This is a genomic window from Roseateles sp. DB2 (assembly GCF_051857535.1).
GTDB lineage: Bacteria > Pseudomonadota > Gammaproteobacteria > Burkholderiales > Burkholderiaceae_C > Roseateles_B.
The window spans coordinates 1-25573 of record NZ_JBPZGY010000023.1 but is presented as its reverse complement, the minus strand read 5'-3'; the positions used below and the strand labels follow the sequence as shown (position 1 = coordinate 25573).

General features: G+C 68.7%; 21 protein-coding genes. 13 read left to right on the top strand and 8 right to left on the bottom strand.

Annotation, left to right across the window (positions count from 1 at the left end):
- Nucleotides 1-13 precede the first annotated feature (13 nt).
- The 4 genes from ACS5PK_RS21670 to ACS5PK_RS21655 form a co-directional block, all read right to left on the bottom strand.
- A complete protein-coding gene (locus tag ACS5PK_RS21670) occupies nucleotides 14-1000 on the bottom strand; it encodes a hypothetical protein (protein ID WP_439442348.1) in 987 nt (328 codons plus the stop codon).
- The gene (locus tag ACS5PK_RS21665; protein WP_439442347.1) at nucleotides 997-1221 is read right to left on the bottom strand and encodes a hypothetical protein; all 225 of its coding nucleotides are present in this window, start codon (nucleotides 1219-1221) and stop codon (nucleotides 997-999) included. Before ACS5PK_RS21665 ends, ACS5PK_RS21670 begins: the two co-directional genes overlap by 4 nt.
- A 630-nt stretch (nucleotides 1222-1851) precedes the next feature.
- Nucleotides 1852-4125, bottom strand: a complete 2274-nt coding sequence (locus ACS5PK_RS21660; protein ID WP_439442346.1) for a putative bifunctional diguanylate cyclase/phosphodiesterase — start codon at nucleotides 4123-4125, stop codon at nucleotides 1852-1854.
- A gap of 225 nt (nucleotides 4126-4350) precedes the next feature.
- Nucleotides 4351-6423 carry an FAD-dependent oxidoreductase gene (locus tag ACS5PK_RS21655; RefSeq protein WP_439442345.1) on the bottom strand — a complete coding sequence of 691 codons (2073 nt, stop codon included), beginning with the start codon at nucleotides 6421-6423 and terminating at the stop codon, nucleotides 4351-4353.
- A 283-nt stretch (nucleotides 6424-6706) separates the two neighbouring features.
- Between ACS5PK_RS21655 and ACS5PK_RS21650 the strand changes: the two genes are divergently transcribed.
- From ACS5PK_RS21650 to ACS5PK_RS21615, 8 genes are all read left to right on the top strand, one after another.
- On the top strand, nucleotides 6707-7981 hold the full coding sequence (locus tag ACS5PK_RS21650) for a DUF4397 domain-containing protein (RefSeq protein ID WP_439442344.1): 1275 nt from the start codon (nucleotides 6707-6709) through the stop codon (nucleotides 7979-7981).
- Nucleotides 7982-8109: 128 nt separating this feature from the next.
- Nucleotides 8110-9054 carry a DMT family transporter gene (locus ACS5PK_RS21645; protein ID WP_439442343.1) on the top strand — a complete coding sequence of 315 codons (945 nt, stop codon included), beginning with the start codon at nucleotides 8110-8112 and terminating at the stop codon, nucleotides 9052-9054.
- A 13-nt stretch (nucleotides 9055-9067) separates the two neighbouring features.
- A complete protein-coding gene (locus ACS5PK_RS21640) occupies nucleotides 9068-9841 on the top strand; it encodes a hypothetical protein (protein ID WP_439442342.1) in 774 nt (257 codons plus the stop codon).
- 60 nt (nucleotides 9842-9901) lie between these two features.
- Nucleotides 9902-10654, top strand: coding sequence for a cytochrome b/b6 domain-containing protein (locus ACS5PK_RS21635; protein ID WP_439442341.1), 753 nt, complete (start codon nucleotides 9902-9904; stop codon nucleotides 10652-10654).
- 21 nt (nucleotides 10655-10675) lie between these two features.
- On the top strand, nucleotides 10676-11344 hold the full coding sequence (locus ACS5PK_RS21630) for a response regulator (RefSeq protein ID WP_439442340.1): 669 nt from the start codon (nucleotides 10676-10678) through the stop codon (nucleotides 11342-11344).
- A gap of 5 nt (nucleotides 11345-11349) precedes the next feature.
- Nucleotides 11350-12726 carry an ATP-binding protein gene (locus ACS5PK_RS21625; protein WP_439442370.1) on the top strand — a complete coding sequence of 459 codons (1377 nt, stop codon included), beginning with the start codon at nucleotides 11350-11352 and terminating at the stop codon, nucleotides 12724-12726.
- A 76-nt stretch (nucleotides 12727-12802) separates the two neighbouring features.
- On the top strand, nucleotides 12803-13213 hold the full coding sequence (locus ACS5PK_RS21620) for a GNAT family N-acetyltransferase (protein WP_439442339.1): 411 nt from the start codon (nucleotides 12803-12805) through the stop codon (nucleotides 13211-13213).
- Nucleotides 13214-13352: 139 nt separating this feature from the next.
- Nucleotides 13353-14942 carry a thioredoxin family protein gene (locus ACS5PK_RS21615; RefSeq protein ID WP_439442338.1) on the top strand — a complete coding sequence of 530 codons (1590 nt, stop codon included), beginning with the start codon at nucleotides 13353-13355 and terminating at the stop codon, nucleotides 14940-14942.
- A 66-nt stretch (nucleotides 14943-15008) separates the two neighbouring features.
- Here the strand turns inward: ACS5PK_RS21615 and gstA are convergent, their stop codons facing one another.
- The 4 genes from gstA to ACS5PK_RS21595 form a co-directional block, all read right to left on the bottom strand.
- The gene (gene gstA / locus ACS5PK_RS21610; protein ID WP_439442337.1) at nucleotides 15009-15617 is read right to left on the bottom strand and encodes a glutathione transferase GstA; all 609 of its coding nucleotides are present in this window, start codon (nucleotides 15615-15617) and stop codon (nucleotides 15009-15011) included.
- Nucleotides 15618-15814: 197 nt separating this feature from the next.
- The gene (locus ACS5PK_RS21605; protein WP_439442336.1) at nucleotides 15815-16585 is read right to left on the bottom strand and encodes a hypothetical protein; all 771 of its coding nucleotides are present in this window, start codon (nucleotides 16583-16585) and stop codon (nucleotides 15815-15817) included.
- A 206-nt stretch (nucleotides 16586-16791) separates the two neighbouring features.
- Nucleotides 16792-17607, bottom strand: coding sequence for a hypothetical protein (locus ACS5PK_RS21600; protein ID WP_439442335.1), 816 nt, complete (start codon nucleotides 17605-17607; stop codon nucleotides 16792-16794).
- Nucleotides 17608-17737: 130 nt separating this feature from the next.
- Nucleotides 17738-20053: a patatin-like phospholipase family protein gene (locus ACS5PK_RS21595; protein ID WP_439442334.1), complete on the bottom strand. Its 2316-nt coding sequence runs from the start codon at nucleotides 20051-20053 to the stop codon at nucleotides 17738-17740.
- 206 nt (nucleotides 20054-20259) lie between these two features.
- Between ACS5PK_RS21595 and ACS5PK_RS21590 the strand changes: the two genes are divergently transcribed.
- The 5 genes from ACS5PK_RS21590 (at nucleotide 20260) to ACS5PK_RS21570 (ending at nucleotide 25395) form a co-directional block, all read left to right on the top strand.
- A complete protein-coding gene (locus tag ACS5PK_RS21590; protein ID WP_439442333.1) occupies nucleotides 20260-20985 on the top strand; it encodes a hypothetical protein in 726 nt (241 codons plus the stop codon).
- Nucleotides 20982-21728, top strand: a complete 747-nt coding sequence (locus ACS5PK_RS21585) for a hypothetical protein (RefSeq protein WP_439442332.1) — start codon at nucleotides 20982-20984, stop codon at nucleotides 21726-21728. The genes ACS5PK_RS21590 and ACS5PK_RS21585 overlap by 4 nt, the downstream gene beginning before the upstream one ends.
- Nucleotides 21729-21893: 165 nt before the next feature.
- On the top strand, nucleotides 21894-23372 hold the full coding sequence (locus tag ACS5PK_RS21580; protein ID WP_439442331.1) for an alpha/beta hydrolase: 1479 nt from the start codon (nucleotides 21894-21896) through the stop codon (nucleotides 23370-23372).
- Nucleotides 23369-24166, top strand: a complete 798-nt coding sequence (locus ACS5PK_RS21575) for an ABC transporter ATP-binding protein (protein WP_439442330.1) — start codon at nucleotides 23369-23371, stop codon at nucleotides 24164-24166. Before ACS5PK_RS21580 ends, ACS5PK_RS21575 begins: the two co-directional genes overlap by 4 nt.
- A 35-nt stretch (nucleotides 24167-24201) precedes the next feature.
- Complete coding sequence (locus ACS5PK_RS21570) at nucleotides 24202-25395, top strand: ABC transporter permease (protein WP_439442329.1); 1194 nt, start codon at nucleotides 24202-24204, stop codon at nucleotides 25393-25395.
- The last annotated feature ends 178 nt before the right edge of the window (nucleotides 25396-25573 follow it).

Sequence of the window (25573 nt, the reverse complement as noted above, 5' to 3'; positions counted from 1 at the left end):
CCGTCCCGCCTCATCAAGAGGGCTTGCGCATGCGATGCACCGTGCTGGCAAGTACGGCGTCCATGGCCCGCGCTTGGGCCAGATAAGCCGTGTCGCGGGGCTCTTCGAAGCCCTGGGGATAGAGGAACACCCCCTGTTTATCCATGTTGAAGCCCAGGGGGCGGGTCTGTTTCTGCTCCGGGTAACGCTTCGCCCAGTATTGCTCCAAGACCCTGGCATATACCGCCTGGGCTTGCGATACCTCGTGTTCGAGTTCCGGGTTGCCCGCGGCCCTTTGCAGTGCAAACGCAAAAACCTTGAAGTCTGGCGACTCCAAATCACCAGCCTGCGCCTTTAGGAGGGCCCAGGCCGTCAAGGTGGGTATGTCGCCGGCTCGTGCGTCTTCAGCGGTACGGTCCCTCAATTCGCCAACTGGGATGCCCGCAAACTGCTGAGGAATCCCAAGGAGTTCTGCCGCAGCGCCAGGGACACGGGCGGCATAGGCATGCCTCAGCAGGCGCGACCTCAGCTGAAGCTCGTCCCCCTGAGTCCTGATGCCGGCAGGCAAGGTTTGACAGTTCCTTTCCTGCGCCATCAGCGCCTCTCTCTCCCGCATCATTCTTTCCTTGTAGGCGCCCGCTTCCTCTCGGCTCATGCGCTCCTCAAGCAATTGAAAGTCTTGCTGCAAGGTCGCACAACGAGCCAGGACCCGGGCCGTTTCCAGGGCTATCGCGGGCTGTAGGGCCTCGACCCCCAGGGCCAGGCGCTCACCCAGTGGCTGTGCTGCGGCCACGGCCGCGGTCCCCGAATTCGCAGCCACCCCTTCTTCGTGAGGTGCCCTCATGCTTTGATCAGGGGCTACCTCCGACTTTGAACTTTGCGCAGGGGCCGGATTCTGCGGGGGTTGAGGGAGGGCCAACTGTGTGTGCGTGACCAAGGGGCGGCTGGATAGCCAGCCGCTAAGCAAAATCAGCAGCAGGGCGCCGATGACGATGGCTAAGCCTCTGGACATATTCATCATTTATATGGATTGTTGTACTTGCAGATCTTCTGCATATCCAAGTTGGCGGACAGGTGCGAGGAATACTCATTCCTTGCATCCGTCAGGCATTGCCGCATCGGTAGGCCAAACATCGCAAGATTCCACAGCGAACCCAGCGGAGCACCAAACCAGCCGCCTCCATACGTATCGTTGCAATGCTTGAGGGCCGACTGCAGTATGAGGTTGTCCGCCGCATCCATTTTTTCCCTTTTTTTCTCACACTCGTTGTCAAAGTCATCCTTCTTCTTTTTCCGCTCCTCCTCTTTAGGGTCAGTTCCCGCCCCTCCGCCTGCCCCCCTCCAGCTCCATCGCCGCTCATCGCCCCACCCGGCTGCTTGCCCGGTTCAGGCGGCGTGTAGCTTCCGCCGCCTGAACGTGTGCCGCTGGACGTCACCACGCACCGCGGATCCCCGTTCTCGTCCCGCGGGCAGTTGCTCCCCTCGGACTCCGACAGGGACGCCGTCTGCCCGCTGCCTGGCCTGGCAGGCGTGGCCGGCAGTTTGCTGGCTGGGGGCGTGGGGGTGGTCGCGCTCGGGGCGAACGGGGCGGTGGACTGGGCGTGCGTCGCGCCATGCGCGCACAGGCAAGCCGCGCTGCGCACCGCCAGGATGGTCTTCATCAAGTCATCTCCCTATGTCATGCGGCCCCGGCCTCGTCGGGCCGTGAACCTGATGCTCCTCCTGCAGCCAACGGGCAGCAGCCTCCGGAGCGCATTGAGCAGCGGGAGTCTAGAGATCAGGCACGCCTCGGCGTATAGCAAGTCCTGGCAGGTGAGCGCACCCGCCGCGGGCGGGCAAGACCTGGCCCCGTCAAGCCCGCGAGGGCGGGATTCAGGCCCGCTGCAGCGCCTTCACCACCGCCAGCCTGGGCTCCGTGGGCACGGGCTGAGGCAGCACGAAGGCCTCGGCGGGCATGGGCCGGCCGTAGTGCCAGCCCTGGGCCCAGTCGCAGCCCTCGCGGCGCAGCCACTCGGCCTGCTGGGCGGTTTCCACACCCTCGGCCAGCACATCCAGGTTCAGGCTGTGAGCCAGCACGATCACGGTGCGGGCGATGGCGGCGACGTTGTTGTCCTCGCCCAGCTCCTGCACGAAGCTGCGGTCGATCTTGAGCGTCTGCACCGGCATGCGCTTGAGGTAGGCCAGAGAGGAATAGCCCGTGCCGAAATCGTCGATGGCCACGCGCACGCCACGGTCGGCCAGCTGGTTCAGCAGGCGGATGGCCTGCTCGGCATCCTCCAGCAGCAGGCTCTCGGTGACCTCCAGCTCCAGGGCCGTGGCGGGGCAGCCGGTGCTCATCAGGATGAAGTCCAGGGCCAGGATGAAGTCGGGCTGGCGCAGCTGGCGGGCCGAGACGTTCACCGCCACCTGCTGCGGCTTGCCGGCCTGGCCCTGCCAGCGCGCGGCCTGGGCGCAGGCCTGCTCCAGCACCCAGCGCCCGATGGGCACGATGAGGCCGGTGTCCTCGGCCAGGGGGATGAACTCGGCCGGCGAGATGGGGCCGCGGGTCGGGTGGCGCCAGCGCAGCAGGGCCTCGGCGCCTATCAGCTGTCCATCGGACAGGCGCACCTGGGGCTGGTACTCAAGCCGGAACTGCGCCGCCTCGTTGGCCAGGCGCAGGGCATGGGTCAGCTCGAAGCGCTGCTGCACGGCCTGGGTCAGCTCGGGTCGGTAGGACTGCACGCTGTTGCGTGCATGGCCCTTGGCTCGGCACATGGCAGCCTCGGCATTGCGCAGCAGCTCGTCCACCGTCTGGCCGTCCGTGGGGTACAGGGCCAGGCCGATGCTGGCGCCGATATTGAAGCGCTGCAGACCCACGTGAATGGGCTCCTCCATGGCCTGGACCAGGCGGTCGCCCAGACGCAGGGCGGCGGACTCGTCATCCAGCCCGCCCAGCACGATGGCGAACTCGTCGGCACCCACGCGGGCCACGGAGTCGCTGGCCCGCACCACGTTGACGAAGCGCTCGGCCGCAGTGCGCAGCACCTGGTCGCCTGCGGCATGGCCGGCGATGTCGTTGACGTCGCGGAAATCGTCCAGGTCGATGAAGAGCACCGCCACCTTGCCCTGCGCGCGCTGGGCCTGGCCGATCTCGCGCTCGATGCGGTCGCGCATCAGGGCCGAGTTGGGCAGGCCGGTGAGGCGGTCGTGCAGGGACTGGTGCAGCAGCTCGGCCTCGGTGGCCTTGATGCGGGAGATGTCGGTCAGCACGCTGAGGTACTGCACGCCTTCGGCCTGACCGGCCTCGGGCTCCACGCGCACCACCGTCGCCCACACCGGCACCGGATCGCCGCTCTTGTGGCGCACGAGCAGCTCGCCGCTCCAGTGGCCCTGGCTCTCGACCTGGGCATGCAGGGCCAGCAGCTGCTCGGGGTCCTGCTCGCCATCGCGCCAGAGCTGGGGCACCTCGCCCAGCAGCTCCTCGCGCTCGTAGCCGCAGATGCGGCTGAGGGCAGGGTTGAGGTCCAGCACCCGCAGTTCCTCGTCGCAGACCAGGATGCCCTCGCCGCAGTGGGCGAAGACGGTCTCGGCGCGGCGCGCCTTCTCGCGCGCGAGCTGCAGCTCGGTGACGTCGCGACCGATGGCCATGCGGCCAAGGAAGTCCTCGCCATCGTGGATGTCCACCTGGACCACGTCCAGGCACTGGCGCTCGCCATTGGGGCGCTGGTACCAGCTCAGCTGGCGGTCGCGCTTGCGGGTCCAGTCCAGGCGTATGCCCACCTCGTCGTCCCGCCGGCCCAGCAGTTCGGCTTCATCAAGCCCCACCGCGGCCTCGAAGGCCGGATTGCAGCCCTCATAGGCCCCCCAGGCGTTCTTGGAGAACATGGGATCGGGCACGGCATTGAGGAAGGCGCGCAGACGGGCGCGCTCCTGGCGAAGGCGGCGCAGTTCCTCGCGTCGGCGCTGCAGGCGCTGGCGCTGATGGAAGAACAAGGCGAGTACGCCGCCCATGGCCAGCCCGCCGGCCACGCAGGCCAGTCCGAGCCACAGTACGGGGTCCTGGGCATGGAGATCATCCCAGCGGGGCAGCAGCCCGCCTTGCGCATGCGCGCACAGCGGCAGGAGCAGCGGGCTCGCCATCAGCGGGCGGCGACGCAGAAAGCGCATGGAGCGACAGACCTTTCGCGAATCCCTCGGACCACTGGGTCCACGGGTCGCTGTATTTATCGGGATCGAGCGCCATTCAACATCTCGGGACGCCCCCTCTGCACAGGACTGTCAGGCCAAAGCGGTGCGCGCGGCACGCCGTCTAGGGTTTACCGGGAGCGCGCCGCTCCGGCATCAGAGAAAATTTGCACGCTTGGCCGTGAGGTCAAGAAGCCTGGGTCGGGCTCACAAGCGTGCAGCGAGCTCCACCCCCTGACGAATGGCACGCTTGGCATCCAGCTCGCCGGCCTCCAGCGCGCCGCCAATCAGATGCACGCGGCGCCCCGCGGACTCCAGCGGCCCCTGCAGCTCGCGCACCGGCTCCTGGCCTGCGCACAGCACGATGGTGTCGGCCTCGATCAGCTGCAGGTCCTCGCGCTTCTCGCCATAGCTGACCCACAGGCCCTCGGGCGTGATGCGCTCGTAGTTGACGCCCCCCACCATCTCCACGTTCTTCATCTTGAGAGCAGCACGGTGGATCCAGCCGGTGGTCTTGCCCAGGCCGGCGCCCAGCTTGCCCTTCTTGCGCTGCAGCAGGGTGATCTGGCGTTGCGGGGCCTCGGGTGCGGCGCGCAGCAAGCCGCCACGGGTCTCGGCAGGGTCACCCACGCCCCAGTGCCTGCGCCAGGCCTCTGGGTCCAGCGCCAGCGAATGCCCGGCCTCGAGCAGGAATTCCGACACATCGAAGCCAATGCCGCCCGCGCCAATCACGGCCACGCGCTGGCCCACGGGCTTGCGCTGCAGCAGCACGTCCACATAGCTCAAGACCTGACCCCGGGCCTCGCCCTCGGCCTGGCCCTCGATGCGAGGGTTTCGCGGGGCGACGCCGGTGGCCAGCAGGATCTCGTCAAAGCCTTGCAGGTCGTCCAGGCCCACGCGGCGGTTGAGGTGAAGCTGCACGCCGGTGGTCTCGATGCGGCGGCGGAAGTAGCGCAGGGTCTCGCTGAACTCCTCCTTGCCAGGCACGCGGCGCGCGAGATTGAACTGGCCGCCCAGCTCCGCGCCCGCCTCGAACAGCTCGACCGCGTGGCCGCGCTCGGCCAGAGTCGTGGCCGCCGCCATGCCGGCCGGGCCGCCGCCCACCACGGCGATGCGCTTGCGCGGCTGCTCCTTCTGCAGCGGGATCACGCGCAGCTCGGTCTCGTGGGCCGCCCGCGGGTTGACCAGGCAACTGGCAATCTTCTGCTGGAAGGCATGGTCCAGGCAGGCCTGGTTGCAGGCGATGCAGGTGTTGATCTCGTCGGCGCGTCCCTGGCGGGCCTTGCGCACGAAGTCGGCATCGGCCAGGAAGGGGCGGGCCATGCTGACCATGTCGGCGCTGCCCTCGGCCAGCACCTGATCGGCCACCTCGGGGGTGTTGATGCGGTTGCTGGTGACCAGCGGCGTGGTGATGCCTTCAGCGCGCAGCTGCTCGCGCAGCTTCTTCGTGACCCAGGCAAAGCCGGCACGCGGCACGCTGGTGGCGATGGTGGGCACGCGGGCCTCATGCCAGCCGATGCCCGTGTTGATGATGTCGGCACCCGCGCCGGGCAGCTCGCGCGCCAGCTGCACGACTTCCTCCCAGCTGCTGCCGTCCGGGATCAGGTCCAGCATGGAGAGGCGGTAGATGATGATGAAGTCCCGGCCCACGGCCTCGCGCATGCGACGCAGGATCTCCAGCGGCAGGCGCATGCGGTTCTCGTAGGCGCCGCCCCAGCGGTCCTGGCGCTGGTTGGTGTGGGTCACCAGAAACTGATTGATGAAGTAGCCCTCCGAGCCCATCACCTCGACGCCGTCATAGCCGGCCTCGCGGGCCAGCCTGGCGCAGCGCACAAAGGCGCGGATCTGGCGCTCGATGCCACGCTCGCCCAGCTCGCGCGGCGTGAAGGGAGAAATGGGCGACTGGATGCGCGAGGGCGCCACGCACAGCGGGTGGTAGCCGTAGCGGCCGGTGTGCAGGATCTGCAGGGCGATCTTGCCGCCCTCGGCGTGGACGGCGTCCGTGATCACGCGGTGGCGGCGCGCCGCGCCGCTGGTGGCCAGGGTACCGGCAAAGGGCTTGGCCCACCCCTCGATATTGGGGGCGAAGCCGCCCGTGACGATCAAACCCACCTCGCCCCGCGCACGTTCAGCGAAATAGGCCGCCATGCGCTCGAAATGTTTGCGGGAGTCCTCCAGCCCCGTGTGCATGCTGCCCATCAGTACCCGGTTCTTCAGCTGGGTATGGCCCAGGTCCAGCGGGGCCAGCAGATGCTCATAGGCCATGGCGGTCTCCTTCATGCTTGTCATTGCGCCAGCTCAGGCCAGCGCAGGCGGCCCGAGGTCGCGGCTGATGCTAGCAGCGGCCCCTGCGCGGCCCATGGCGGGCAACCCTGCTTTGGAGAGCCGGCTCTAGGCACAGGCAAGGGCATCAAATCTTTACGGAATGGCCCTCGCCCAGGCTCACCGACAGCTTCAGGCCATCTCATTACAATCGCCCGCAGTCGACGCCGGCAGCCCCGGGCTGTCGCGTACTCGATTCATGCGTGCCCCCTGGGGCGCGAACGGAGAACTGGAGCGTTTGATGAGATTCACTCGATGGGCGAGCTCGATCGCCATGATCGGCACCCTGGCGCTGAGCGCCTGTGGCAGCGGCAGCGGCAGCAATGACGGCAACACCAACGTGCGCCTTCTGAACGCAAGCGTCGGCTACTCCTCCCTGGACCTGAAGGTCAATGACACCAAGGTCAACACGGGCGTCAATTTCGGCACCGTATCCGGCTACGGCAGCATCGGCACCGGCAGCAACACCTCCGAGCTGCTGGTCGCGGGCACCACCACCCTGCTGTCCACCCCGGCCCTGAGCAATCTGGTCAAGGACGGCCACTACACCCTGATCGCCTTCGGCAACACCGGCTCCATGGCCACCCGCTTGCTGAACGAGTCCGAGGCCGAGCCCACCACCGGCAACACCAAGCTGCTGACCCTGAACCTGTCGCCGGACGCCGGCACCGTGGACGTCTACGTGACGGCCCCCGGCGCCTCGCTGAGCGACTCCACACCGACGGCTTCTTCGCTGATCCCGGGCAATGGTGACGCCTACCGCACCATCACCTCGGGCACTTACCAGATCCGCGTGACCTCTGCCGGCAACAAGAGCGACCTGCGCCTGGACATCCCCAGCGTCAACCTGGACTCGACCAAGGTCAACACCCTGGTCCTGACCAGCGCCACCGGTGGCGTGATGGTCAACGGCCTGCTGCTGGGCCAGCAAGGCACCGTGACCAAGTACGAGAACGGTCTGGCCAAGGTCCGCGCCCTGTCCGCCCTGACCCGCAGCGACAAGGCCACGATCCGCCTCAACGGTTCCACCGCACTGGATGACAAGGCTGCGCCCGCCCGCTCTTCCTACTTCGACATCACCGTGACCAACGGTCTCAAGGTGGACTGGAGCGTGAACGGCACGGCCCAGGCGCCGCAGACCCTCTCGCTGGAGCGCAGCGGCGTGTACAGCATGCTGCTGTGGGGTGATGCCGCAGCACCCACGCTGACCGCGCTGAAGGAAGACAACTCCCTGCCCACCGGCCTCAACCAGGCCAAGGTCCGCGTCCTGAACAGTGTGAAGGGCCTCGGCAAGGTGTCCCTGTACATCGATGCCCAGCCGCTGATCGCCGACGTCGCCCCGGGTCAGCTGTCCAGCAGCACCCTGCTCTCCACGACGAGCGAAATCCAGTTCGACGTCCGCGCAGGCGCACCGACGGTCTTCCTGTCCAAGAAGACGCTGACGGCCGGCAAGGTCTACACCATCTGGCTGACCGGCACGCCCGGCGCCCTGGAAGGCACCTGGATCGAGCCCTGATCCTGCTGTCCCTGATCCCCTTCAAAACCCCCTGAGCCTCCCGGCCAGGGGGTTTTTTCTTGCCCACTGCGCGCCGGACGGCGCCTTGCTGACAGCATCCGGCCGCCCGCGCTGGCAAGATGCCGGGCATGCCCACCGCCTCCCCCTTCTCCCGGCTCGCGCTGCCGGCCGGGCTCCTGGTCATCCTCGCCTGGGGCCTCAACTTTCCCCTGCAGAAAGCCCTGCTGGCCGCCATGGGGCCGGGCGGCTTCCTCTGCCTGCGCTTCACCCTGATGCCGCTGCTGGTGATCGGCCTGCTGCTGCAACAGCATGGCCTGCATTGGCCACGCGTGTCCCGCCAGGATGCCTGGGCGCTGGCGCGCCTGGGCCTTCTCGGCCAGGGCCTGCATCTGATGCTGTCCAGCTTCGGGGTGCACTGGTCCACGCCCTTCTCCAGCTCGGTGCTGCTGGCCTGCGGCCCCATCTTCACCCTGCTGATCCTTCGCGCCTATGGCCTGGAGCGGCTGCGGCGGGCCCAACTGGTGGGCATCGTGCTGGCGGTGGCCGGGGCCCTGCTCTTCATGTCGGACAAGCTGCTGGCAGCCAACTGGCGGGCCGGCGGCGGAGACCTGGTGCTGCTCATCGCCGCGGCCCTCTTCTCGTACTACACGGTGGCAGCCAAGCCCCTGATCGAACGCCATGGCGCCGTGCTGGTGATGTGCTATGCCAGCCTCGCCGCCACGCCACCGGTGCTGCTCTACGCCGTGCCTGCGGCCCTGCAGACCGACTGGGCTGCCATCACGCCCGGGCTCTGGCTGGGCGCCTTGTGGGCGGTCGTGGGCATTGGCTTCGGCAGTTGGCTGGCCTGGGGCTGGGTCAATGCGCAGCGCGGGGTCGCCCGCACGGCACCCCTGATCTACCTGATGCCACCCATCGCCGGTCTGGCCGCCTGGCTTGCGGGAGGCGAGCAGTTCGGCACAGCCAAGCTGCTGGGCGCCACCTTGACGCTGGCCGGCGTGGCCTGGGCCCAGTTCGCACCGCAAGCCAGCGCCACGCGCCAGGCTGCAGACGCCCAGCCTCCGGTACTGGACTGAGGCCGCGCTCACCATGGCCCTGGGCACCCCGCATTGGCGACGCCTGCGCGAGATCTGGCGCAGCGCCGGCTGGCCCTGCCAGGACCTGATCGAGGTGGAGCTGCTGGCGGCCGGCCTCCTTGAACGCCTCACCGAAGGGCCGCAGGAACGGCTGCGGGTCACCGATGCCGGCATCCAGGCCCTGGCCGCCACGCTCCATCGCAACCGGCAGGCGCGAGACGCCCATGAGCAGCTGGTCGGCCGCGTGGCCCTGGAGCTTCAGCGAGCCGGGCGCATCGTATGGCGAGGACTGAGCCTGCGAGCCGGCTTGCCCGCCGACGGTGCACCGCCCGCCGAGGCAGGCACGTTGATCGAGGCCAGCGCGCCGATGCGCCTTCCCCGGCCCCGCTGGGTCAATGCGATGCCTGACGTCTTCTCCATTCGCCACACCACGGTGGCGGACTATCTGGATGTGGCCGTTCACGAGATCAAGGTCAGCCGCGCGGACCTGCTGGGCGAGCTGCGCCGCCCCGCCAAGTCCCAGGCCTATCTGGCGCTCAGCAGTCAGTGCTGGTTCGTGCTGCAGGCCGGCATCGCCGAGCCGCAGGAGATTCCCGAGAGCTTCGGCGTGCTGCTGGCCCATGCCAGGCACCTGGAGCTCGCTCGCCCCGCCCCGCGCCGCCCGCACCAGCCCGATTTCGCCACCTGGATGGCTCTGGCACGCCATGCCTGTGAACCGCCGCCCGAGGACGAGGCCCAGGGTCGGCTGGGAGAGCCCGAGGCCGGCAGCCCGCCCGAAGGCCGTTAAGAAAACGCTCATCTGCCGCGCCCACCATGAGCCCATCGAAAGCCACCGCTGGAGCCCCTCATGGACATCACGCAGAACCCGCCACGCGGCGCCGAGGCGCCGGCCGAGACCGCCCCCAAGCAGCGCCGGATCATCGACGCCCCGACGCGGCTGGTGCACTGGGCCCTGGCCCTCAGCTTTGTCGGCGCCTATGTGAGCGCCGAGCAGGAAGCCTGGCACGGCCTGCACATCAGCTTCGGCTACACCGCACTGGGCCTGGCCCTGTGGCGCTTGCTGTGGGGCCTGCTGGGGCCGCGTCGCAGCAGGCTGGCCGCCCTGCTGAACCGCGTCCGCGGGGCCTGGCAGGGGCGCCTGGAGGCCGGGCGCCTGCTGGCCGCCGGGCAGGCCGCGGCCGCACTGGGCCTGCTGGGTCTGGCCCTGCTGAGCGGCCTCAGCGGCCTGGCCCTGGACCAGGAATGGCTGGGCGAGGCTCTGGAGGAACTGCATGAGGCCAGCGGTGAGATCATGCTCTTCGTCGTGCTGCTGCATCTGGGCCTGCTGGCCGGGCTGTCGGTGCTGCGTCGGCGCAATGCCTTCGCCCCCATGTTCAGCGGCCGCCAGCCCGGCGCCGGCCCGGACCTGGTCCGCCACAGCCTCTGGCCGCTGGCCCTGGGAATCGCGACCCTGATCGCCGCCTTCTGGGCCTGGCAGTGGAACCGTGGTGCGCTCGCTCCCGGGAAGGAAGGGGAAGGTGGCCATGAGCAGCATTCGGTGCATCATGAACACCATGACAAGGGCGAGCGCCACCGTGGTCGCTCCCACGACGACGACTGAGCCCCCGGAGGCCACGCGACCATGCGCATCCTGATTGCCGAAGACGACGCGCTGCTGGGCGACGGCCTGCGCACAGGCCTGCGCCAGCTGGGTTTTCAAGTCGACTGGGTGCGTGACGGCGCGGCCGCCGAACGCGAGCTGCGGGCCGAGCCCTATGCCGCGGCCGTGCTGGACCTGGGCCTGCCTTTGCTGGACGGGCTTGAGGTGCTGGCCCGCATCCGTGCCGCTGGCGTGCAGCTGCCCGTGCTGGCGCTGACCGCGCGCGACGCCGTACCCGACCGCATCCGCGGCCTGGATCTCGGGGCCGACGACTACGTGGTCAAGCCCGTGGACCTGCACGAGCTGGCCGCCCGACTGCGGGCCCTCGTTCGCCGCGCCCACGGACAACCGCAGGAGCGGCTGCAGGTGCAGGACCTGGTGCTGGACCCTGCCGCGCGCAGCGTGCAGCGCGCCGGCCAGCCCGTCGCGCTGGCCACGCGGGAGTTCGATCTGCTGCAACTGCTGATGTTGTCGGCCGGACGTGTGCTCTCCCGGGAACAGCTGGAGCAGCAGCTCTACGCCTGGGGCCGGGAGGTGGAGAGCAACACCATCGAGGTCCACATCCATCACCTGCGCAAGAAGCTGGGGCCCGGACTGATCCAGACAGTTCGCGGCGTGGGCTACCTCCTGAGCCGGGAACCACTGCCATGAGGACCGTGCTGCACCCCCGTTCCCTGCAGGCCCGGCTGCTCGCGTTGATGCTGGGCCTGGTGCTGGGCCTGTGGGCCCTGAGCAGCCTCAGTACCGGCCTGGATGCGCGTCATGAACTGGACGAGCTGCTGGACGCGCATCTGGCGCAGGCCGCCGCCCTGCTGGTAGCGCGCCAGTCAGGCGTACCGCACGAGGGCGGGCCGCTGGAGCACAGGGAACTGCGCGAGCTGCGGCCCGAGGCGCCCAGCCTGCACCGCTATGCCTCCAAGGTGGCCTTCCAGGTCTTCCACGAAGGGCAGTTGGTGCTGCGCTCGGCCAATGCGCCGACGGCGCCGATGCTGCCCCTGTCCGAGGCCGCAGGCTTTCGCAATGTGCAGCGCGAGGGCCGGGCCTGGCGTGTCTTCGCGACGCAGGGGGCCGAAGGCGACATCCTCGTGCTGGTGGGCGAGCAGCTGCAGTCACGGGCCGACATCCTGCGGGCTGTGCTGCGCGGCATGCTGTGGCCACTGCTGCTGGCCCTGCCCCTGCTGGCCCTGGGCCTGTGGTGGGGCGTGCACCGCGGCATGAGCCCCCTGCGCGAGCTGGGCCGGCAGTTGCGCGCCCGCTCCGCCGCCGAGCTGCAGCCCCTGCATCTCCCCGAGGCCCCGCTGGAGATGCAGCCCCTGCTGGAGGCGCTCAATACCCTGTTTGCACGCATCCAGGCGCTGATGGAGAGCGAGCGACGCTTCACTGCCGATGCCGCCCACGAGCTGCGCACACCCATCGCCGCCATCCGCACCCAGGCCCAGGTGGCACTGGCTGCCGGGGAGGACGAGCCCACCCGCGCGCGCGCGCTGCAGGCCACCTTGGTCGGCTGCGATCGCGCCTCGCGGCTGGTCGAACAGTTGCTGACCCTGGCACGGCTGGAGGCCGGGCAGTCCCCCGCACTGCAGCCCCTGGACCTCGCGGCCCTGGCGCGCCAGTCCTTGGCAGAGCAGGTACCGCGCGCCCTGCAGGCCCGTCAGCAGCTGGCACTGGACGGCGCCGACGCGCCCCGGGTGGTCCGGGGCGACAGCAGTTTGCTGGCCGCCCTGCTGCGCAACCTGCTGGACAACGCCCTGCGCTACAGCCCGCCGGGCGCCCGGGTTCACCTCCAGCTGGCGCAGGATGACGGCGAGGTGCTGCTGACCCTGGAGGACAGCGGCCCCGGCCTGGAGGTCCCGGCCCTGGCGCGCCTGGGCGAGCGCTTCTTCCGCCAGTTGGGGACCGGCCAGGACGGCAGCGGGCTCGGCTGGTCCATCGTGCGCCGCATCGCCGCTGTGCATGACGCCCGCCTGGCGGTCGACCGCAGCCCCGCACTGGGGGGGCTTCGCGTACGCCTGTACCTGCCTGCCTCGCACTGAGCTCTGGCCCCATGCCCTTTGGATGCCTGGCACCCGCTTGCCAGAATGGGCCGTTCCTGCAGTGACTCCCCGCACCATGTCCCCCGACTACACCTTGCTCCGGCAGCCCCCCAGCGTCCAGACCTACCGCCATCTGCGCCAGCAGGCCGGGCTGAGCGACAAGAGCGACACGGCGGCAGCCCGCGGCCTGCGCCAGACCCTGTTCGCCGTGCAGCTGCTGCAAGGGGAGGAGGTGGTGGGCATGGGCCGGGTGATTGGTGACGACGGCTGCTTCTACCAGGTCGTGGACATCGCCGTGCTGCCGCCGCACCAGGGGCGCGGCCTGGGCAAGCGCATCATGTCGGCCCTGTGCGAGTGGCTGCATGCGCGGGCGCCACGCACCGCCTACGTCAGCCTGATCGCCGACGGAGAAGCCCACCGGCTCTATGCCCAGTTCGGTTTCCAGCCCACGGCACCGGCTTCCATCGGGATGGCGATGAAGCTTTGATCCGCTGCCGCCCGGCAGGCGATATGCCCTTTGCGCAGATCGCCCGGACGAGTCCGCATAGGCAGGCCTGGAAGCTTGGGTTCACAATGCGCCCTTCTTCACCCGACACCGGCCATCCACGAGAGGGCCGCATGAACGCATGAAGCTCCCTGCCTCCCTGCGCCCCACCTCCCTGGCCTGTGCCGGCCTGCTGAGCCTGGCCGCCTTCAGCCCCTCCTGCATCCTGCCCGCCAGCGCCGCGGCGCCCACTGCCAGCAGCGTGGCCTGGCAGGAAGCCGCTGGCGATGCCGACATCGAGAAAGCCTTCGCCCAGGCTCGCAGCGAGAAAAAGCCCGTGCTGCTCTACTGGGGGGCCAAGTGGTGCCCGCCCTGCAACCAGCTCAAGGCGACGCTCTTCAACCGCCAGGACTTCATCGAACAGACGCGCAGCATCGTCGCCGTGCATCTGGATGGCGACGTCCCCGGCGCGCAGAAGCTGGGCACGCGCTTCAAGGTGCGTGGTTATCCCACGCTCATCCTCTTCAGCAATGACGGCCAGGAGCTGACCCGCCTGCCCGGCGAGGCCGATGCCGCCCAGGTGATGAAGGTGCTGCAGCTCGGCCTGGCCGGCGGCCGCCCGATCAAGTCCGTGCTGGCCGATGCCCGCACCGGCAAGAAGCTCAGCGCCAACGAATGGAAGCTGCTGGGTTTCTACTCCTGGGAAACCGACGAGCAGCAGCTGGTGCCCGCCGCCCAGCGCCCTGCCCTGCTGGCCCAGTTGGCCGCCGCAGCCCAGGCCGTGGACGCCGAGACCGGTTCCCGCCTCTGGCTCAAGGCCCTGGCCGCGAATGAAGGCGGCAAGAGCCTCAAGGTCGATGCCGCCCTGGCCGAGCGCGTGAGCAAGGTCCTGGCGAGCACGACCGAGACCCGCGCCCAGACCGATGCCCTGAGCTACGGCGCCCCCGAGATCGTCAGGAGCCTGGCTCCCAAGGCGGGCCCCGAGCGTCAGGCCCTGCTGGGCCAGTACGAAGCCGCCCTCAAGCGCCTGGAGGCCGACGCCAGCCTTTCGCGCGCCGATCGCCTGGCCGCCTTGAGCGCACGCGTGGAGCTGGCCCGCATCGACCTGCCCAAGGACGAGCGTCATCCCAAGCTGAACCCTGCCCTGCTGCAGGAAGTGCGCGACACCGCCGCGCGCCTGGACAAGGAAATCACCGACGGCTATGAACGCCAGGCCGTGATCACCGAGGCCGCCGGCCTGCTGAGCATCTCCGGCCAATGGGAGCAGAGCGATGCCCTGCTCAAGTCCAGCCTGTCCAAGAGCCATTCGCCCTACTACCTGATGAGCATGCTGGGCGGCAACGCCAAGAAGCAGGGCAGGAAGGACGAGGCCCTGCGCTGGTACGAAGAGGCCTTCAACAAGAGCGAAGGCCCCGCCACCCGCCTGCAGTGGGGCGCCAACTACCTGGCCGCGCTGGTGGAACTGGCACCGCAGGACGCCGCCCGCATCGAGAAGGTGGCCGGCCAGCTCTTCGCCGAGGCCGAGAAGGACAAGGGCGCCTTCTATGAGCGCAGTGCCCGCTCGCTGAAGAAGGTTGGCAGCGATCTGCAGGCCTGGAACAAGGGCGGGCAGCACGAGGCCAGCCTGGGCAAGCTGCGCGGACAGCTGGACGGCATCTGCGCCAAGGTCGACACGGCCGACCAGCAGCGCGCCACCTGCGAAGGCCTGCTGAAGCCCGCGAAGAAGGGTTGAACGCCGGTCTGCGGCCAAAGCAAAGGCGCCTCGTCGAGGCGCCTTTTTCATGGGCAAGCCCTGGGCTTACTTGAGCAGGCCTTCGGCCTTCATGGCCTCCTGCACCGCCGGGCGTGCCGCCACGCGGCCGCGCCAGGCGCCCAGATTCGGCAGGCCGCTGATGTCCACGCCCACGTACTGGCCCCAGTTGCTGACCACAAAGAGATAGGCATCCGCCACACTGAACTGGCTGCCCAGCAGATAGTCGCGGCCTTCCAGCTGGCTGTCCACCCAGGTCAGGCGCTTGTTGAGGGCCTCGCGGAACAGGGGCTTGGCGTCCTCAGGCGTGGCCGGGTTGAACAGGGGCGAGAAGCCCTTGTGCAGCTCGCTGGTGATGTAGTTCAGCCATTCCTGCAGGCGGTAGCGCGGCCAGCTGCCGTTGGCTGGAGCCAGCTGCTTCTCGGGAACGAGGTCGGCCAGGTACTGGACGATGGCCGGGCCTTCGGTCAGGCGCTCGCCATTGTCCAGCTCCAGTACCGGCACCGAGCCCTTGGGATTGATGGAGAAGAAGTCCGTGCCGTCGGCCAGCTTCTTGGTCTTGGTGCTGGCCAGCACCGCCTCGAAGGGCAGGCCGGCCTCGCGCAGCACGATGTGCGGAGACAGGGAGCAGGCGCCGGGGCTGTAGTAGAGCTTCATGCGGAGGTTCCTTCGAGGGAAAGGTGCTGGCCGCGGGCCGGCACCAAGGTGGATGAGGCGAAAACGATACGCCATCTGCCTGACCGTCGTGAGAAGGCCCGCGCCTGCAGCCTCGCGCAAAACCTGCTAGCCCCGCTGATGGCGGTTCGCCTCGACGCACCCTCGCCACGTGCTGCCGGTGGGGCGCAGATTCGGATTCAATAGCTCCAGGCCTTCATCGCCGCCTGCAGCTCATCGGCGGTGAAGCTGTGCTGCATCGTCGCTCCGCTTGGGCTGCGCAGCTGCGCGGTGCCGCGGGTCTGCCCATCGGTGGTGACCGTGACCGACGACCCATCCGCCGACTGGATGACGAGCCCGGGATTGCCCGCCAGCCAGCGCACCGTGAGGGGCGCCTTCAGGCGGGAGGATTGCAGGCTCATCTCGCCAGTGATGACGTCGGCAGAGGCACTGTTCGCCGCCGTCTCGAGGCTGTACTTCCACACATCGCTGTGCTGGCCGGCGCCGATCTTGACGTCGCCACGCCAGCGCCATTGCCCGGCGCTCAGGGATTCCGTCACGGTGCCGCTGGCGTCAAAGCTCATGCCGATGGCCGATTGGTCGAAACCGACGTCCGTCAGCGTCAGGGTGCCGCCGCTGGCAGCATCGACATGCGTCAAGGTGCCCTTCCGGTAGCGATAGCTCTTGAACTGGCATTGGTTCAACTGCAAGCTCTGGTACTGGGCCGTTGCGCTGTAGCTGAAGTCGCCGCCGCCGCTGCAGGCGCCCGTCGACTTGGCGGGGAGCTCGGCCAGCAGCTCCGCGGAAGCCAGCCGGAAGAGCTGGTTCAGCACCAGAGCCGAGTCCTGGGCTCGTTGCGCGAGGGCGATGCTCTGCAGCACGTTGCCGCTGTTGAGCTGTGAGTTCGCCAGCGGGTCATCGGGCTGGCTGGGCCCACTGCCGCTTCCGCAGGCGGTCAGCAGAGCGCTCATGGAAAGCGTTAGCAAGGTGAGGCGGGCAAGGGAGGTAGAAGACTGGGTCATGGCGTGGACTGGAGTTGATGGGCGTTGCAGCTTCCTGCTGCAACGGCCGCAGTGTCTTCAGCCATCACATCCATGCGTTTGGAAATGCAGGGCAGTCGCGCCGTGCGCCACTACCAGTGCCGAAGGACGCTACCGCACCGGGGCGCCGGGGCCGTTCAAGGCGCGGCGCGCTGGACGGCTGCGCGGAACTCGCTGTCGGTGTAGAGCTTCACCGCCGATGGGCTGCTCTGCGGAGAGCTGCGCAGCTCGATCCGCTTGCCCGTAGCCACGGAGCTGACACTGATGGTGGTCCCGTCATCAGCGCTGGCGACGAAGGCGTCGCCATATCCTGCACCGATGACCACGTTCATCACCACCCCGAAGGCGCTGGACTGCACGCGGTAGCGGCTGGCCTCCGTCGTGCGGGAGATGGCCGTGTACTGGCGCGTGCTCACCGGGCTCTGCACGGTGAGCGACGCCTTGGGAATGTGCTGCGAAGGTTCGCCGCCCGCGGCGAGGTCATGCTGGTAGATGCCGGAGAACTGAAGGTCCGGTGCATTGGCCCAGAGCTTGAGGAGACGCAGCTTGTCGAGGCGCACGGTGAGCTGGCCGGCCCCGGACTGGGCGCTGGCATCGACCTCGAAGCTGCCCGACGCAATGCTCAGTCGCTGTGTCTGGCAATTGTTGACGGCATAGTTCCAGCGCTGGCCCTCGCGCTTCAAGGTGACAGAACCGCCTCGGGGGCAGTCATGGGTGCCGTCCTCGACCTGGACCAGATAGGCGCTGATCAGGTCGTCGTAGAGGACGGCGTAGTCCGCCCAGTTGTGGGCATTGCCGACATAGGCCACGGCGGCAGCGTCCAGGAGATTGCTCTCATTGAGCTGGGGGTTGGGCTTGGGAACGGGCGGGGTGGGCACGGAGCCGTCGCCGCCGCCCCCGCACGCCACCAGGGCCAGGGCCAGGCAGGTCGTCGAAATCTTGCTGATCATCATGGTCATCCAGTGATGGGGTGAAATGGGGCGAGAGTAGGCAATAGTTCCCTCAGATCTGGCATCTTTGGCGGGCAGCACCGCGAGGCGCGCCGCAAAGGCTCACCTGGCGCTACGCCGCACGAAGGCGCGGTCACCAGACGGGCCCGATGAAGAAGTAGGTGGCCTGGCTGCCGCCGCGGGTACCGCCATGGGCCACGTAGACCGGACCGAATCGCGTATCCACTGCCAGGAAGACGCTGGCCGCCTGCGTTGACCAGGGCGACCGGGGCTGCTGCAGGCCCAGCCGGACCTGGGTCTCGTCTGCCGGCCAGGGCTCCTCGCGCGCGGCCTCAAGCGAGAATCCCCACCGCAGCGCTCCCCCCAGCCCGGTGGGCATCTCGCCTATCCTGCGGGCCATCACCAGGCGCCCGAATGCATGGGATTTCACCTTGTCATAGGCCTGGGGCGGTAACCCTGACAGACGCAGGAAGCCGCCCAGCACCTCCTGGGAGTACAGGGGCGAGCCCTTGGCGACGTCGGCCACGTTCACGTAGGCATGGCCCGCCCAGTCCCCCACGCGGAAGGCCTGCATGCCCTTGGCAGTCAGGCTGATGGCGATGGTGTCATCGCGAGCCCGGTGGCGGGCGTACTGCAGATCGAGCAGGCGGCCTGTCGTGGGGAAGGCCATGGCGTCGAGGGTGTCCACGCGCAGGCGCCCGAAGGCGTAGCGCTCGTCAAAGAGGTTGGGCGAGCCCAGCAGCGTCAGCCGCGTGTGCTTCCTGCCGGCACCCAGTTCCACCGCCCCCCAGTCTCCCAGCTGGCGCCCCAGCAACAGGCTGCCATTGCGCACGCGCATGCTCGCCGGCTGCCTTTCCAGGTTCAAGGTGGTGCCGGTGAAGCTGAGGCTCGGCTCGGCGTACCAGCGCGAACCCGGCCCCAGCGGCTGGAACCAACTGCTCTGCAACTGCCGGCTAAAGCCCAACTTTGCTACCGTGCGAAGCTCCGCCCCCCAGGCATTGACCCAGCTGAGGGTGTGCAGGCCGGAAAGTGTGTATTCCGTGGCCCGTTCGAACTGGCTGGCCACCTCGAAGCCCAGGCGGACTCGGCTGCGCGTCCAGGGCGCTTCGGTGAGTTCGAAGCTCACCTGTCGCTGGCCGTCCTTGTCCTCGATGCGGGGATCGACCCGTTCGAAATCGCCGCGGCCGTACAACGTCGCGGCCGCCTGCTGCACCTGCTGCAGTGGGGCCGGTGCGCCGAGCGTCAATGGCAGGGACTGCAGCAGGCTGTCCGTCCGTCCGCGATCGATGCCCTCCAGAGCGATCGACGCCAGCACCGGCGCCGACTGCTCGTGCAAGGCGCGGTGCTGATCGCGCGCGGCCTCGTGCCGGCGGTAGTCCTCGCTGCTGAGGGCCAGCGCCTGCAGACGCTCGGTCTGAGCGCGGGCGGCCGCGACCCCGTCCTCAAGCGCCTGGTCGCTGCGCTGGAAGTCGGTCAGGCCGATGTCCTTGAGTGATGGCCGGATCAGGATGTCCTGCGGCTTCAGATCGGCCAGCGAGCGCTCGACGTTCTGCGACGTGAGGATCTTGAGCATCTGGTCTGCGACACCCAGGGCGCTCTGAATCTCGGATTCCTCCAGGAGTGGCGACCCCACGTCGACGGCGATGACGAGATCGGCTCCCAGTTGCCGGGCCACGTCGATGGGCAGGTTGCGCACCAGCGCGCCATCCACCATGAGACGCCCTTGCAGCCGCACCGGGGTGAACAGCCCCGGCACCGCCATCGAGGCACGGATTGCCTGGCGCAGGGGCACCTCAGAGAGCACCACCATCTGCCCGTTGAGCAAGTCCGTCGCGATGGCCCGGAAGAGCAGGGGCAGCTGGCTGACCAGCGTCTCGTGATCGGCGGCTGGAGGGAGGCGCTGCAGCGTGAACTCCAGGCCGCTGTTGCCTGCCGCAGCATTGGGCAGGCGCACCCCCTGCGAGGTCAGCCCGAATTCCACCCGTGAGGCGAGCAGCCGGTCGTCCTCGCGGCGACGCAAGCTCAGTTCGTCACGGGGCGGGCGGTCCGCAAGAATGTTGTCCCAGTCCGCGCCCCGCATGAGGATTTCCAGTTCCTGCGGGCTACGCCCGGCTGCATAAGCCCCCCCCACCACAGCTCCCATGCTGGTCCCGACCACCATGTCCACGGGCACCCGCAACTCCTGCAGCACCTTCAGGACACCAATGTGCGCGAGCCCCCGCGCTCCGCCGCCCGACAGCACCAGGGCCACCCGGGGGCGCTGGACGATGGCTGGTGCATCGCCTGTCTGGGCCGAGGCGATGCCGCTGCTGCCGAAGGGCAGGGCTGCCGCCAGCAGAAGCAGCCGGGTGAGCGGCCAGCGCTGCCAACGCCCGGTCTGTCTCAGAACAGGGCGGGGGGGCGTCCGCCAAGGCTGGCTTGAAGTCGGGCGGGGTCGGTGTTCGGTCATGGGAGTGGCGCCATGGATCGGCGTCAGGGGCGTCAGGGGGCAGCGGAAGGGACCGCTGAAAGGGCTGCGTCAAGAGAAAGGGCGGGACTGGCATTGTCTGGCGCTACCAGCGGTTCAGCTAAACGGCACGGGAAGGCACGCACAGGCGTGCACGCCAGGCAGGCATGGTTTCATCGGGGCACGCCAGACCGGACATCCACCCCGCCATGCCCATGAGAGTTGACTGCATCCACCGTGCCTCCTTGCTGTTCACCGCCGCCGTACTGACCGCCTTTGCCCAGCCCCTGGCTGCCCAGACGAGCCATCCGCTCTGGCAGCAGACCCGCCAGCATCTGCAGGACCTCAGCAGCCTGGCAGCAGGTCAGGTGGACTACCGGGTCAGTCAGCAGGGCGCAGGCAGGCGCGCGCAGTATCGCGCCATCGAGCGGCTGCAGGGATGGGACGGCACGCAGCCGCGGCGCCACTGGGTGAGCGCCCGGGACAGCGCACTGCAGGGTCTGGCCGAGGCCCTGCCGCCTCCCGGCTTCAACCCTGCCGACCATCCCGATCGGGTCCTGCTGGAGATCGACGCGGCCGAGCCGGCCGGCGTGGAGGCGCGCGGAAACATACTCGCCCAGGCCTTCGACATCCGGGGGCACCTCGATGCGTGCGAATCCCTGGCCGGCTCGCAACAGGAGCACAAGCTGTCCTTCAGGGGGCGGGTCTGGGTCCAGCAGGACAGCGGCGCGCCGCTAAGCCTGGCCTATCAGGTCGAAGGACTGCCTTTCGTCAGCGAGTTCAGCTACCAGGTGTACTTCGCCCCCGACGAGCGCTGGCAGCGTCACCTGCCGAGCCAGGCCTTGCTGACCATCACCACGCGCCTGCCCCTCATCGGCAGCAGCACGGTCGACCGCCAGCTGCGGTTCAGCGACTGGCAGGAACGTCCGCAATGAGCCGCCCGCCCCTGATGCCTGCACCCCGGCGCTGCCTCGTCATGGCGACCCTGAGCCTGCTGGTCGCGGCCCGCCCCTGCCCCGCTGAACCGCCACCCACCGCCGCGCCCCTGCGCATGATGGTGCTGGCGCCGCAGTGGGAGCAAGCTGCCGAGCAGCTTGCCGTCCAGGACCGCGGGCCCTGGGCGCAGAGCGGCCTGGGCCCCAGCACGGCGGAGGCCTTCCGGCTGGGATCCCATGCCGTCACGGCGGTCCGCCGCAGCGCCATCAGCACGCAGCGCCTCGCTCTCGGGCCCTTGGAGCGGCTCACCCACCAGTGGACGCTGTCATACGGTTTCCATGGGGCCATGGACTGGGAAGGCCGCTGTGACTGGCGCAGCAAGACGCTGCTCACCCACCGGATAGGCCTGCTGCCGGACGCCGTGACGACCCTGCACTGCGTATGCAGCCAAGGGCAGCGCAAGGCGGCGTTCAGCATCAGCGACGAATGGCGCCCGGCCGGTGGCGATCTGCTGATCGACGGACGGACGCTGCAGCTGCACTTGCAGGACGTCGCCGGCCATGAGGTCAACCTCGCCAGCACGGCCCCAGCCTTCCTCGTCCGGGGCGAGGAGGATCAGCTGCTGGCGGCTGTCGACACCTTCCGGCCGGGCCGCGTGTGGCGCCATCGCGGGCTGCCGGCCGACGCGACCGAGCCCATGGCCTGCCTCGCTTCGGCACTGCTGCTGAGCTACCCGAACTGAGGCGCCAAAGGCGGTCCAGCAAGGCGGCCTCCGTCCATGGCCGGTTTCCAGCCAGTCAACGCGTCCGTCCTCCATTCACCTCACGGCCGGCACCGACGACCCTGTCTCTTCCCATAATCCGCCCCATGCCAACATGAAGGGCCCAACGGGCCTCGGAGGATGACGATGATGATCTGCCGAACACGGCACGGGGGGTGGATAGCCATCCTGGTGGGGCTGCTGACGGCCCTGATGGGCGCCCAGCACAAGGCCGAGGCGGCCACCAGGCCCTGCCGCATCGAGGGCATTGCCAATGAGCTGCAATGCGGCGTACTGAAGCGTCCGCTGGACCCCGCCCGCGCACAGGGCCCGCAGATCGAGGTTCACTACCTCGTGGTACCGGCCATGGCGCGCAACAAGCAGCCCGATCCGGTACTGATGCTGGCCGGCGGCCCCGGCCAGAGCGCCATCGGCGTGGCGCCGCTGGTGCTGCCCCGCATGGCGCGACTCAACAACCGGCGCGACCTGGTCTTCATCGACCAGCGCGGCACCGGCAAGTCCGCGCCGCTGCAGTGCCCTGACGAATCCCGTCTGTCGCTGGCGGAAGGTGCCGACGAGCTGGCCGGCCTGCGCCGCATCGAGCAGTGTCGCGAGCAACTGCAGAAGCTGCCCCATGGCGATCTGCGCTTCTACAGCACCACCCTCGCCATGCAGGACTTCGACGCCGTGCGCGCCGAGCTGGGCGCCGAGCGCTGGAACCTGATCGGCGGCTCCTACGGCACGCGCGCCGCGCTGGAGTACCAGCGCCAGTTTCCGCAGCGGGTGCGGCGCACCGTGATCGATGGCGTTGCTCCGGCGGACCTGGTGCTGCCAGAGAGCCTGTCCGTCGACATCCAGGCCGCCCTGGACGCCGAGTTCAAGGCCTGCGAGGACGAGCCGGCCTGTGCGAAACGCTATCCACAGCTGCGCCAGCAGTGGGCGCAATTGCTGGGCTCGCTGCCACGCTCGGTGACCATGAGACACCCGCTGACGAACGAGCCAGAGACCTTCACCCTGACCCGCCCCCAGATGCTGCGCGCCATCCGCGGTCCGCTGTACGTGCCGTCCATGACCTCGCTGGTGCCCGCTGCCATCCAGGCCGCCAGCAAGGGCCAGTTCGAGGCCCTGGCCGGCCTCGGCGGACTGATGGGCAGCAACAAGGCCACGCGACTGGCCCTGGGGATGCACTTCTCGGTGATCTGCGCCGAGGATGCGCCGCGCATGGGCAAGAGCGCCGAGCAGCCGGGCCGGGACACCGGTCGCGTCGATGCCGAGCTCTATGAGCGCGTCTGCAAGACCTGGCCCCGCGCCGAGGTGCCCGCGGCCTTCTATCAGGTGCCGCCTGCCCAGACTCCGGTGCTGCTCCTCTCTGGCGGCGCCGACCCGGTGACCCCGCCGCGCCACGCCGACCGCGTCGCCAGGCTGCTGGGTGCCAAGACCCAGCACATCGTGGTGCCTCAGGCCGGCCATGGCGTGATGAGCCTGGGCTGCATGAGCGAGGTGCTGTACCGCTTCATCGATGCCAAGACCGACGCCGCCGCCCTCCCCCAGAACGCCGCCTGCGCCGTGAGGATTCCCCGTCCGCCCGCCTTCCAGCCCATCGTCCGCACGGAGGTGCAGCCATGATCCGCATCGAACAACTCTCCAAGCAGTTCATCACCCAGGCTGGCGGCAAGACCCTCTTCAAGCGCCCGCCCAAGCGTGTGGTGCAAGCCGTGCAGTCGTTGAGCTTCCATGCGCCGGACGGCCGCATCACCGGCCTGCTCGGCCCCAACGGCGCCGGCAAGACCACGACACTGCGCATGCTGGCCGGCCTCTTTCCACCCGACCAGGGCAGCCTGGCGGTAGACGGCATCGACGTGCTCAAGAGCCCTCGCACGGCCCTGGCACGCATGGGCATCCTGGGTGATGCCCACGGCCTGTACCCCCGCCTGACAGCCCGCGAGAACATCATCTACTTCGGCCGCCTGCAGGGCATGGACGCCGACGCCGCCAGCGCCCGCGCCGACGTCCTGGCCGAGCTGCTGGACATGCGCCGCATCATGGACCGCCGCACCGAGGGATTCAGCCAAGGGGAGCGCATGAAGACGGCCCTGGCACGCGCCCTGGTGCACGACCCGGCCAATATCGTGCTGGATGAACCCACCAACGGCCTGGACGTGCTGGCCACGCGCGGCCTGCGCGACGCCCTGCGCCATCTGCGCTCGCCGGCTGGCGGCAACAAGTGCATCGTCTTTTCCAGCCACATCATGCAGGAGGTCGAGCAGCTCTGCGATCACGTCGTGGTGATGGCGCGCGGCCGAGCCGTGGCGCAGGGCAGCGTGCCCGAGCTGCTGGCTCAGACCGGCGAGACGCGCTTCGAGGAGGCCTTCGTGAAGCTGGCCTTCAGCGACAACACCGCCGATGAGGTCATGGCATGAGCGAGAACCCAAGCCCCGTTTCCAAGGAGCTGTTGATGAGCCCCACACGCCCTCCCTTGTCCTTCCTGGCCCACGCCCGCATCGTGCTGTTCAAGGAACTCGTCGATGCAATACGCGACCGCCGTACCCTGTTGCGCATGCTGGTGCCTGCGGTGCTGATGGGTCCCCTGATGCTGATGGCGCTGTCCGGGCTGATTGCCTCCCTGGAGGAGCGGGCCGAGAAGCGCGAGCTGATGGTGGCGGGCCTGGAGCACGCCCCCACGCTGGAGAACTACCTGCTGCGCCAGACCTACACGCTCAAGGCCGCACCGGCGGACTATGAACAGAAGCTGCGGGCGACCCAGCTGCTGGAGCCTGTGCTGGTCATTGGCAAGGACTTCGAGAAGCAGCTGCTGGAGGGTGAGCGGCCCACGGTGGAGGTGGTCAGCGACAGCGCCAACCAGCGCGCCCAGGTCGCCGTCGGCAGCATGCAGCGCTTGCTGCGCGGCTTCAACCAGGAGCGTGCGGGCCTGAGCCTCGCCCTGCGCGGCATCTCGCCCGAGCTGCTGCAGCCTGTGGCCATCGAGGAACGCGACCTGGCCAGCGTCCAGGCCCGCGCCACCCGCATCACAAGCATCGTGCCCATGTTCATCATCATGGCCGTGCTCTACGGCGCGCTGACGGCGGCACTCGACAGCACGGCCGGCGAACGCGAGCGTGGTTCGCTGGAGCCACTGCTGATGAACCCGGCCTCACCACTGGCGCTGGTGCTGGGCAAGTGGGGCGCGGTGGCACTGTCCGGTGTGGCCGTGGCGGCCTTGTCCAACCTCAGCTTCCTGCCAGCGCAGTACCTGATCCAGAGTGACAGCCTGCAGGCCATGTTCCAGTTCGGCTGGGGCGAGGCCCTGCGCTGCCTGGCGGTGCAACTGCCGCTGGCGGCCGGCGTGGGTGCCCTGCTGATGGCCATGGCCGTGCGCACCAAGACCTTCAAGGAGGCCCAGGCCAGCGCCACCCTGGCCATGACCCTGATCAGCCTGGCGCCCATGGTGGGGTTGATGAATCCAGGCGGGGAGGCGGCCTGGTATTACTGGGTCCCTGGCCTGGCCCAGAACACCCTGATGCTGCAGGTGCTCAAGGGCGAGGCCCTGAGCCTGGCCAAGGTCCTACCCTCGGTGCTGGTGTGCGGTGTGATGACCCTGGCCGGCCTGCTCTTCATTGCCCGCTCCATGCGACAAGCCGTGGCACGCTGAGCATCGCCCGGTCATATCGCAAAAGGCGCCTCATGGAGGCGCCTTTTTCATTGGAGTGACCCGTCCTGCCCAGCGTTGACACATTTGCACCCGAGAGAGGGCAGATGTGATGGATACAGGGATCAAGCGCACCCAGCGCGACTACACGATGGCCTTTAAGTTGGCGGTGGTCGAGCAG

Coding starts and splice junctions, on each gene's coding strand:
- ACS5PK_RS21665 (WP_439442347.1), bottom strand. CDS start 1,221: ATGGATGCGGCGGACAACCTCATACTGCAGTCGGCCCTCAAGCATTGC.
- ACS5PK_RS21670 (WP_439442348.1), bottom strand. CDS start 1,000: ATGATGAATATGTCCAGAGGCTTAGCCATCGTCATCGGCGCCCTGCTG.
- ACS5PK_RS21640 (WP_439442342.1), top strand. CDS start 9,068: ATGGCCCTGGGCACCCCGCATTGGCGACGCCTGCGCGAGATCTGGCGC.
- ACS5PK_RS21580 (WP_439442331.1), top strand. CDS start 21,894: ATGATGATCTGCCGAACACGGCACGGGGGGTGGATAGCCATCCTGGTG.
- ACS5PK_RS21650 (WP_439442344.1), top strand. CDS start 6,707: ATGAGATTCACTCGATGGGCGAGCTCGATCGCCATGATCGGCACCCTG.
- ACS5PK_RS21605 (WP_439442336.1), bottom strand. CDS start 16,585: ATGAGCGCTCTGCTGACCGCCTGCGGAAGCGGCAGTGGGCCCAGCCAG.
- ACS5PK_RS21635 (WP_439442341.1), top strand. CDS start 9,902: ATGGACATCACGCAGAACCCGCCACGCGGCGCCGAGGCGCCGGCCGAG.
- ACS5PK_RS21570 (WP_439442329.1), top strand. CDS start 24,202: ATGAGCCCCACACGCCCTCCCTTGTCCTTCCTGGCCCACGCCCGCATC.
- ACS5PK_RS21620 (WP_439442339.1), top strand. CDS start 12,803: ATGTCCCCCGACTACACCTTGCTCCGGCAGCCCCCCAGCGTCCAGACC.
- gstA (WP_439442337.1), bottom strand. CDS start 15,617: ATGAAGCTCTACTACAGCCCCGGCGCCTGCTCCCTGTCTCCGCACATC.
- ACS5PK_RS21575 (WP_439442330.1), top strand. CDS start 23,369: ATGATCCGCATCGAACAACTCTCCAAGCAGTTCATCACCCAGGCTGGC.
- ACS5PK_RS21655 (WP_439442345.1), bottom strand. CDS start 6,423: ATGAAGGAGACCGCCATGGCCTATGAGCATCTGCTGGCCCCGCTGGAC.
- ACS5PK_RS21600 (WP_439442335.1), bottom strand. CDS start 17,607: ATGATGATCAGCAAGATTTCGACGACCTGCCTGGCCCTGGCCCTGGTG.
- ACS5PK_RS21630 (WP_439442340.1), top strand. CDS start 10,676: ATGCGCATCCTGATTGCCGAAGACGACGCGCTGCTGGGCGACGGCCTG.
- ACS5PK_RS21595 (WP_439442334.1), bottom strand. CDS start 20,053: ATGACCGAACACCGACCCCGCCCGACTTCAAGCCAGCCTTGGCGGACG.
- ACS5PK_RS21590 (WP_439442333.1), top strand. CDS start 20,260: ATGCCCATGAGAGTTGACTGCATCCACCGTGCCTCCTTGCTGTTCACC.
- ACS5PK_RS21585 (WP_439442332.1), top strand. CDS start 20,982: ATGAGCCGCCCGCCCCTGATGCCTGCACCCCGGCGCTGCCTCGTCATG.
- ACS5PK_RS21645 (WP_439442343.1), top strand. CDS start 8,110: ATGCCCACCGCCTCCCCCTTCTCCCGGCTCGCGCTGCCGGCCGGGCTC.
- ACS5PK_RS21660 (WP_439442346.1), bottom strand. CDS start 4,125: ATGCGCTTTCTGCGTCGCCGCCCGCTGATGGCGAGCCCGCTGCTCCTG.
- ACS5PK_RS21615 (WP_439442338.1), top strand. CDS start 13,353: ATGAAGCTCCCTGCCTCCCTGCGCCCCACCTCCCTGGCCTGTGCCGGC.